This window comes from Streptomyces sp. NPDC002265, assembly GCF_040296125.1.
Lineage (GTDB): Bacteria > Actinomycetota > Actinomycetes > Streptomycetales > Streptomycetaceae > Streptomyces.
Window position 1 is genome coordinate 1 of record NZ_JBEOWS010000409.1, and the last position, 8,096, is coordinate 8,096.

The window sequence follows — 8,096 nt, forward strand, 5'->3', positions numbered from 1 at the left end:
GCGGTGATCGCCACCAAGGTCGGCATGGAGTGCATCGATCCCACGGGCGGCCCCGGCGGTTCCCCGCTGGTCAAGCCCAACGGACGGCCCGAACACGTCCGTGCCGCCATCGACGCCAGCCTGCGTCGCCTGGGCACCGACCACATCGACCTGTACCAGCTCCACCGCGTCGACCCCGAGGTCCCCATCGAGGAGACCTGGGGCGCACTGGCCGAGGCCGTCACCGCCGGCAAGGCCCGCCACCTGGGCCTGTCCGAGGTCGGCGTCGAGCAGATCCAGCGCGCCCAGGCACTGCACCCGGTCGCCACCGTGCAGTCCGAGTTCTCCTTGTGGACCCGCGACGTGCAGGCCGAGGTCCTGCCGTACTGCACCCAGCACGGCATCGGCCTCCTGCCCTACTCGCCGCTCGGCCGCGGCTTCCTCGCCGGCCGCTTCGCCTCCTTCGACGAACTGCCGCGCAACGACCAGCGCCGCCGCCTGCCGCGCTTCCAGCAGGACAATCTGCGAGCCAACCTCGACATTGCAGCCAAGGTCCGTGACGTCGCCGACCGGATCGGCGCCACACCCGCGCAGATCGCCCTCGCCTGGCTTCTCGCCCAGGGCCCGTACGTCGTCCCCATCCCCGGCACCAAGACCCCCAGGTACCTGGTCGACAACGCGGGCGCCGCCGACGTCCTGCTGTCCGGGGCCGACCTCGCCGACCTCAATGCCATCCAGGCCCCCGTCGGCGCCCGCTACTGACCACACCACCCCGGCAGCGGCGCCCCGCGTGACCCCTCTCACCGTGTGAGCCGTTTCGCGGCCACGCTTTGGCCCAGTGGAAGGTGCTGCCGGGGCGCAACAGCGGGCGCCGTGCGGCTCACCGGCTGAGAGTCCAGGCAGCCCGGCGACTCCCGCCGGGCTGCCCGATCCGCTGGTGCGTTCCTGCCTCAGAACAGACGGTGGGTGCCCCGGCGGCGCCCCCGCCGTTCCCCGGCACAGCCCGGCCCTGCCGCGCGCCGTCTGACGCGAGAGGGCCGGGCGACCACCGTTACTTCCCTTTGCCGTTTCCAGGAGATCTGCCGTGCCAGGTACCGCCCCCGTCGTGTCCGCCGTGAGGCCGGGTGACACCGACACCGCCCCACGTCACGGCTCCGCCATGGCGGCCGCATTGCTGGGTATCGCCGTGATGACGCTCGACGCTTTGATAGTCAACGTCGCTCTGCCCGCCATCGGACGCGATTTCGGCAACGGAATGACGGGACTGCAGTGGGTGGTGGACGGCTACGCCTTGATGTTCGCCGCGCTGCTGCTGTCGGCCGGGTCGGTGACCGACAGGCTCGGCGCGCGTCGTGCGTTCGGCGCGGGACTGGCCGTGTTCGTCACCGCCTCGGCGGCCTGTGGCCTGGCGCCGAACCTGGGCATGCTGGTGGCCGCCCGGCTGGTTCAGGGCTCTGGCGCGGCGATGATCGCCCCCGCCTCGCTGGCGCTGATCCGCGAGGCGTTCCCGGACTCGGCCCGCCGCGCCCGGGCGATCTCGATCTGGGCAGCGGCCAGCTCGGTGGGCGCCGCCGCCGGACCCGTGGCGGGTGGTCTGCTGAGCCAGGTCAGCTGGCGGATGATCTTCTTCGTCAACCTGCCCATAGGGCTGGTCGCGCTCCTGCTGCTCACCCGCACCGCGCGCTCGCCACGGCGTCCGGCCCCGTTCGACTGGACCGGGCAGATCGCCGCCGTCACAGCGATGGGCGCCCTTACCTACGGGGCCATCGAAGCCGGCGCCGCCGGCTTCGGCGCACCCCTCGTGCAGGCGGCCTTCGGCCTGTCCGTGGTGATGGCGGCGGTATTCCTGGCCAGACAGGCACGTGGTGCGTACCCGATGGTGCCGCCGGCGTTGCTGCGTTCCCGCGCCATGGGCGTCGCGGCCGCTGTGGGATTCGCCATCAACGTCGGCTTCTACGGCATGGTGTTCCTGCTCAGCCTCTATCTGCAGGAGAGCCGAGGGCTCTCCGCACCGGCCGCGGGCCTGGCCTTCGTGCCGATGACGGTGTCGACTGCCTTCATCAGCCCGACCTCGCCATGGTTCGCGGCGAGGTTCGGGGCACGCATGCCGATCGTCACCGGGCAGTTCGTCATGGCCGCCGGGCTGGCGATCCTGAGCCTCGCCCCGGCGTCCACGCCCACGTGGGCGCTGGTCGCGCTGATGGTTCCGGTCGGCGCCGGAGGATCCCTCGCCCTGCCCTCTGTGACCACCCTGCTCCTCGACCGTGTTCCGGCCGAGCGCGCGGGCACGGCCGGCGGCGTGCTGAACGCCGCTCGGCAACTCGGCGGCGCTCTCGCCGTCGCCGCCTTCGGCGCGCTGGTCACGCACGCTGCGGGGTTCCACGACGGCCTGCGCTTCAGCCTGCTGCTGGCCGCCCTCCTCGTCCTGCTGGCAAGCACGGCCAACCTGCTGCTTCACCCCGCCGCCCGGCTTTGACACCATGCCGGTTGCGCGGCCGGCGCTGTCGGCGTACTCGCTTGAGCGCACCACCGGGTACGAAGTTGTGTGCACCACCGCTTAACTGATCGTTTCAGAATGTGGTGCGGAGTCGCCTGAGGCAGATGATGCTGCAGGCGAGTTCCAGAAAGCCTTGATAGAGGTCGGCGCGGTGTTCGTAGCGGGTCCGGAGTCGTTTGAACTGGTGGAGCCAGGCGAAGGTGCGCTGACGTTCGCCACCCAACTCATGGCGATCGTTGTAGCGGAACGGCCAGCGGTCCCGCTGACAATTTCCGAGTAGGCGGCTTCAAAGAGACCGAGATGCATCGCCTACCTGCCTGCGAACTTCATTCTGAAACGATCAGTAAGGAGGAGGTGTCCGATGAGTCTTCTGGTCAGTGTGACGCTCGATGCCGGTACAGAAGGAGGCACGGGCCAGGGGCTGGTCTCGTGGTTCGGGACTGCGCTGTCCTGGCCGTTGGGCGAACTGTTGGAACGCGAACGCGAAGGCGCCGTCGAGTCACTGGCGACCACCCTCATGTGTGAAGGGGCCGAGCGTCGGGAGTTCGCGCTGGCGCGGGGTGAATGGGACGCCATTCGTGCGGAGTTGGCGCGCGGACCCGAGACCGCGGACGTACTCGTTTTCTACTCCGGGGCGGAACGGCCGACTGTGCATGTGCACAGTTCCAGTATCCTGGTGAAGCGGCCGAATGCCGAAGTGCAGCTCTTCTTCTTGGGAGACGAGGCGGCACGTGCCGCCGACGCCGCCTTCTGCGCAGCGCTCGTCTCCTTCCTCGTCTCGGCCCTCAATCCGGTCAATCCTGCTTTCGGCAGGGTCTGTGCCGGTGAGCCGATCACGGAGAGGGCGAATCTCGACTCGGTCCTGGGCCGTAAGGTTCGAAGGTCCGTTGCCCAGGCGAGGCAGTGGTTGCGCGGCTACGCGTGGGTCACGGTCTGTCCCGCGGAACTGACCGCGGCGCTGGGCGGCGCGAATGCCCTGGAGAGGTCGGGCGCCTTCCATCGGGTGGTCCCCCTTGCTTCGGGCGGCACCTTGCTCCAGGCGACCGAGACGCTCGCGGGCTTCTCCGACGATGCGATGCGCAGGACGTTCGAGACGCTCGCCCCGGTGCTTCCCGCCGGGGTTCCGCAGGTCGACCCTGCCCATCCGCAGGTGCGATTCGTACCCCAGGACGCCGCACGGTTCGCAGGCGGCGGACGGTGCTAAAGGGTGTTGAGCAAGTCTCTGAACAGGGCATCGACCAGCGCAGGCCGGGATGTCCGTAGGGCAGGACGACCCGACCGTCGGCGGGTAAAGCGTGTAGGCCGCCGTGGGTGTGGTGGTAATGGGCGTCGATGACGCCGTAGCGCGGGGCGCTTTGGGCGAAGAACACGATGGACCGGCCCTGGAGGTGGGGGCACTTTGTTGGGCTGCGGTCCGGGCCTGCGCGGGGCAGACGGGCGGCTGTGCGGTGCGTACGACCGCATTCGCGTGCCGCTCCTCTGTTGGTCCGGCGAGGAGGAGGAAGTCCTGGGCGGTGCGTACGGGTTGGGTGTAGACCTGGCAGCGCTGCCTGCCGCAGATGGCCTGGGCACATCATGATTGTCGTGCCGTCGATGCTGATCTCCAACGGCGTCGTACCGACTGCCGGACCAGGGGTGCAGGCCGCATGGAAGGCGGTGCCGCATGCGGGCGCCTTGTCATGGCTTCCTGTCGGGGCCATCATCGACGGGTGATTGCTGTGATGGCAGAAGGAGCTTTTGAAGCTGCACCTCACGGCAAACTCTTCCCGGGCATTGGAGCGGTCGAGGTGGCACGGCTTCGCGCTGCCGCAGCAGCTCTTGATGCTGCCAGGCCGTCCGCAGACGCACCGAAATGGCATTGGCTGCTGAAGCACTCGGTGTTTCCGGGTCCTGACACGGTCGGGATCCCCGTCATCGTCTGTACCACCGTCTCGATGCACGCCAGTCCTGACGACTGGACAGAGCTCGAGCTTGATGTCTGCTGGGGCCGGCAGGGCCTGCTTCAAGTGACGGCCCAGGTCGGTGTCGCCTGCTTCTGCGACGTCGATCACAACACCCACTATGTCGAGGAACTTGCCCTGGAGATTGAGGGCGAGCGCTCCCTGGCCGCAGCGTTCGAGGAAGCAGTAGAACACGTCATCGACTGGACGTCCGCGCCATCTGACCCCTGCTTGTGGCGGGCGAAGGCAGGGCTGTCGTCGCCTCCGGACAACCGAACCCTTGGCTGGGTCTGACGTGGCCGTCTTGTTTGCTGCAGGGCCGCAGGCGCTCGGAGTGGGGGACAGTCAGTCAGGTCGGCCAGCTGAGTCGGCCGTTCACGACACGACGGTTCCGGAGTAGGTGTCGACCATCAGTGAGGTATCGGTGTCCGGCGGCAACTGGCCTTCGAGGCGGGCCCGCTCCAGCGGCCTCACGACCGACACGCGGCGGGGTTCGATGAGCTCGGCGAAGGCTCCGGTGCCGGTGGGATGCTCGATCGCGTCGGCGAGCAGCGCCGGGAGGGTCAGGCAAGTGGGCATGGCGGAGACGAGCTCGATAGTGAGACAGACGGTCGTGCGGAGGTCGGCTTCGAGGTCGCCGGTCTCGTGGATGGGAGGCAGGGGGACTTCCCCGCTGAGGGCCTCGATCACGAGTGCGGCCTTGTTCGGTCACCACCGATAGATGGTGACGGTGCTGACTCCGGCCCGCCGGGCGATGCCTTCGAAGGTTGGCCGCTGCTATCCGACCTCGCTGAGGAGGTCTTTCGTGGCTCGGAGCACGGCTTCGTGAGATTCCCGGTGACGTCGACGCGAGTCAGGCGCGATGTGGTCGGGCTGGGCGGCGTACTCAGGAGCCAAAGCGCTCTGGCGGCCGTCTTGCCGCCTTGGGGCGTCCACCGCATGTCCCCCTTGTGAGCCACTGGCATCCTTGTTGATTTTGCCCTGAAAGTGGCCCATCATTGGCGAAACACTGCGTTTATTACTGTATGCTCCGTCTTGTACTCAATAGCAAGATCCGCAAGCCTGCTTGGAAAATGCTGGGACGTGGTTCAGCAGGTCCGGTGAGTGGATCAGCAGGCGTCAGACCCGCGCGCAGGATCTGGCGCCTACGGGCGTTCCCACTGGGCGCCCGAGCTCCCTGTTGCGACCCCCGGAAGGGGGGACATCATGCGCGCAACTGCGAGCAGGATGCGGCGGATGGCCGCTGTGATCTGCACGGCACCCATCTTTGCCATCGCGGCCGGAGCCGACGCTGCCAGCGCGGCCGCTTTACCCTCGTCGTCCCATGTCACTTCGGCTCTCTCCCACGACAGCAAGGGCCTGGGAGATCGCTGCTTCTACGGTGACGGCCGGGGCTGGGGAGACCGCGGCGGTGGCGGGTACGGCGGTGGTGACCACGGCGGTGGCGGGTACGGCTACTGACGCTCCAGCGCAGTGAGCTCGCGATCAACGTTCGGCAGTTTCGGGAGTGCCGAATCCGGATGTCCAGACACCTCGGGCATCCAGACCCGTCTGAAGCGACAGGCCTCCCATACGACTGATAGTCGGGGCGGTGGGCAGCGGTGAGGATCGTGTGCGTAGGTGCGGGGCCTGCGGGGCTGTACTTTGCGATCTCGGCCAAGTTGCGCGATGCCGGGCACGAGATCACGGTGTACGACCGTGACCCGCCCGCGGCCACCTACGGCTGGGGCGTCGTGTACTGGGATGACCTGTTGGACGTCCTCTATCGCAACGATCCGGAAAGCGCGCGGGAGGTCACCGCCAGGTCCGTGCTGTGGCAGGACCAGGAGGTGCGTGTGCACGGCTCGGGCGGCGAGCAGACGGCGCACTTCGGGGGTTACGGTTACAGCATCAGCCGATCTGGATTGCTCGACGTCCTGGCCCGCCGTGCCTCGCAGCTCGGCGTCGACGTCCAGTATGGCCACCGCGTTGCAGATCACTCGACGCTTCCCGAAGCGGACCTTCTCGTTGCCGCCGACGGTGCAAACAGCGGGATCCGGGGACAGAGCGCCGCGTTCGGGACTCGCATCGAAGTCGGCCTCAATCCCTACATCTGGCTCGGCACGGACCAGGCGTTCCGCAGCTTCGTGTTCAGCTTCGAGCAGACGTCCGCCGGATGGATCTGGTTTCACGCCTACCCCTCGATCGCGGGCATCAGCACCTGCATCGTCGAATGCTCACCGCAGACCTGGCACAGTCTGGGACTCGACGTGCTCAGCCGCGACCAGGGAGTGCGACTGCTGGAGGACACCTTCAAGAGCGCACTCGACGGCCACCACTTGATCAGTCGATCACGGGGCGCGCCGGCACACTGGCAGCGCTTCGCGCACGTGACCAACGAGACCTGGTACCACGGCACGACGGTGCTCGTCGGCGACGCTGCCCACACCACCCACTTCACGCTGGGGTCGGGCACCAGACTGGCGATCATCGACGCGATCGTCCTCGCACACAGCCTGCAGAAATACCCTGCCGTGGAGGACGCCTTGCGGGAATACGACCGTCATCGCCGCGTGGAACTCCATCCGGTGCAGGCGGCCTCGCGTACGAGCATGGCGTGGTTCGAGCACGTGGACCAGTACATCGACCGCGACGCTGTGGCGTTCGCGCACGCCATGTCGGTACGCCACGGCAGCCAGAGCCCCTGGCACCACCAACTCCACATTGCCACCCAAACCGCTGCCGTACGCACGGCACGGCGCGCCTTTGCCACTGGCCGACGTTGGTACCTCGCCCGCCGACGAGGCGACGGGAAAGACGTCCAGTCACCTCGAACGGGCCGACAACCGTGCCCGCCCGGACTTGATCAGCCGGGAAACCGTGACGGGTAGACAGCGGGGGCATGGGCCTTCGACGCCGCCTTGCAGATCTCCTGCCGACAAGGCCTGCGCGACGACGTAGCCATGATGGCGAGTCAATCCTTGCTCATGCGGTAATAACTTCGCTGTTCAGGGGCTAAATGAGGGTTTCGTGCGCCCGTTCGCATCTCGCACCCAGCTGGACCGGTCGGCCGTATCGGAGCCCCAGTCCTCGTCGACCAGCTCGTCGAGCAGGTGAGGGGATGTACCGGCGACTTCTTCGAGTGCGGCGCGGACGGCCTCGGTGATCAGCTCCGGGCCGGTCCGGTCGCGCACCGCGGCCAGCACGCTGTGATGGAAACCGGGATCGTCCAACTTCATGGCCATGGCGTGCTTGAAGTCGATGCGACAGCGGACTGCCTCGGCGGCCTGCCGGTCCGAGAGACCGAGTAGGAACGGCAGCACACAGACGGTGGCCAGTTGAGGAGGCGAGAGACCTGGACGCCCGTCCCGCGGGTACCAGTCGGCAAATTCCTCATCGCGCCACAGCCCATCCAGCCGGTCACGCACCCATATCGCCGTCGTACCACCCGGGTTGCCCGCCCGCGCAATCTGCGCAGCCAGAGGCGGGACCTGCTCACCGGAACGGCGGCGAAGGGACAACGGGCACCTCGACAGCTGCATCGGTCGGCGGAACCACCCGAGCGTGCCCGTTCACCATGCTGCCGCACCGCGAAATTCCAAGATTCCCGACAGCGATCCAGCGCGGCTTCGCCGTGCGCCGGGGGCACAGTAAATGGGTCGGTATGCGCCGCGCGCGACCTTGACCGCCCTGCCGCGGGA

At 67.8% G+C, this 8,096-nt stretch carries 8 protein-coding genes and 1 pseudogene; 6 read left to right on the forward strand and 3 right to left on the reverse strand.

The annotated features are described in order from the left end of the window. Together ABT085_RS40785 and ABT085_RS40790 are read left to right on the forward strand one after the other, a co-directional pair. The coding region (locus tag ABT085_RS40785; protein WP_351620421.1) for an aldo/keto reductase at window positions 1-741 on the forward strand (741 nt) is incomplete at its 5' end. Window positions 742-1,138: 397 nt separating this feature from the next. Then, window positions 1,139-2,455, forward strand: coding sequence for an MFS transporter (locus ABT085_RS40790; protein WP_351620424.1), 1,317 nt, complete (start codon window positions 1,139-1,141; stop codon window positions 2,453-2,455). 94 nt (window positions 2,456-2,549) lie between these two features. Here ABT085_RS40790 and ABT085_RS40795 read toward each other — a convergent pair. Next, window positions 2,550-2,699, reverse strand: a pseudogene (locus ABT085_RS40795) (IS5/IS1182 family transposase); the annotation flags it as partial. 138 nt (window positions 2,700-2,837) lie between these two features. Here ABT085_RS40795 and ABT085_RS40800 point away from each other — a divergent pair. Together ABT085_RS40800 and ABT085_RS40805 are read left to right on the forward strand one after the other, a co-directional pair. Next, a complete protein-coding gene (locus ABT085_RS40800) occupies window positions 2,838-3,680 on the forward strand; it encodes a hypothetical protein (protein ID WP_351620427.1) in 843 nt (280 codons plus the stop codon). 505 nt (window positions 3,681-4,185) lie between these two features. Further along, a complete protein-coding gene (locus tag ABT085_RS40805; RefSeq protein ID WP_351620430.1) occupies window positions 4,186-4,710 on the forward strand; it encodes a hypothetical protein in 525 nt (174 codons plus the stop codon). An 81-nt stretch (window positions 4,711-4,791) separates the two neighbouring features. Here ABT085_RS40805 and ABT085_RS40810 read toward each other — a convergent pair whose 3' ends face one another. After that, complete coding sequence (locus ABT085_RS40810) at window positions 4,792-5,106, reverse strand: TetR-like C-terminal domain-containing protein (protein ID WP_351620433.1); 315 nt, start codon at window positions 5,104-5,106, stop codon at window positions 4,792-4,794. A gap of 546 nt (window positions 5,107-5,652) precedes the next feature. Here ABT085_RS40810 and ABT085_RS40815 point away from each other — a divergent pair. Together ABT085_RS40815 and ABT085_RS40820 are read left to right on the forward strand one after the other, a co-directional pair. Then, entirely contained in the window at window positions 5,653-5,877 is a 225-nt protein-coding gene (locus ABT085_RS40815; RefSeq protein ID WP_351620435.1) for a hypothetical protein, read from the forward strand. Between the two features lie 140 nt (window positions 5,878-6,017). Further along, window positions 6,018-7,286, forward strand: coding sequence for an FAD-dependent monooxygenase (locus ABT085_RS40820; protein WP_351620438.1), 1,269 nt, complete (start codon window positions 6,018-6,020; stop codon window positions 7,284-7,286). A gap of 117 nt (window positions 7,287-7,403) precedes the next feature. On the opposite strand, the gene ABT085_RS40825 is transcribed toward ABT085_RS40820, so the two are convergent. Further along, on the reverse strand, window positions 7,404-7,823 hold the full coding sequence (locus ABT085_RS40825) for a transposase (RefSeq protein WP_351620441.1): 420 nt from the start codon (window positions 7,821-7,823) through the stop codon (window positions 7,404-7,406). Between the last annotated feature and the right edge of the window lie 273 nt (window positions 7,824-8,096).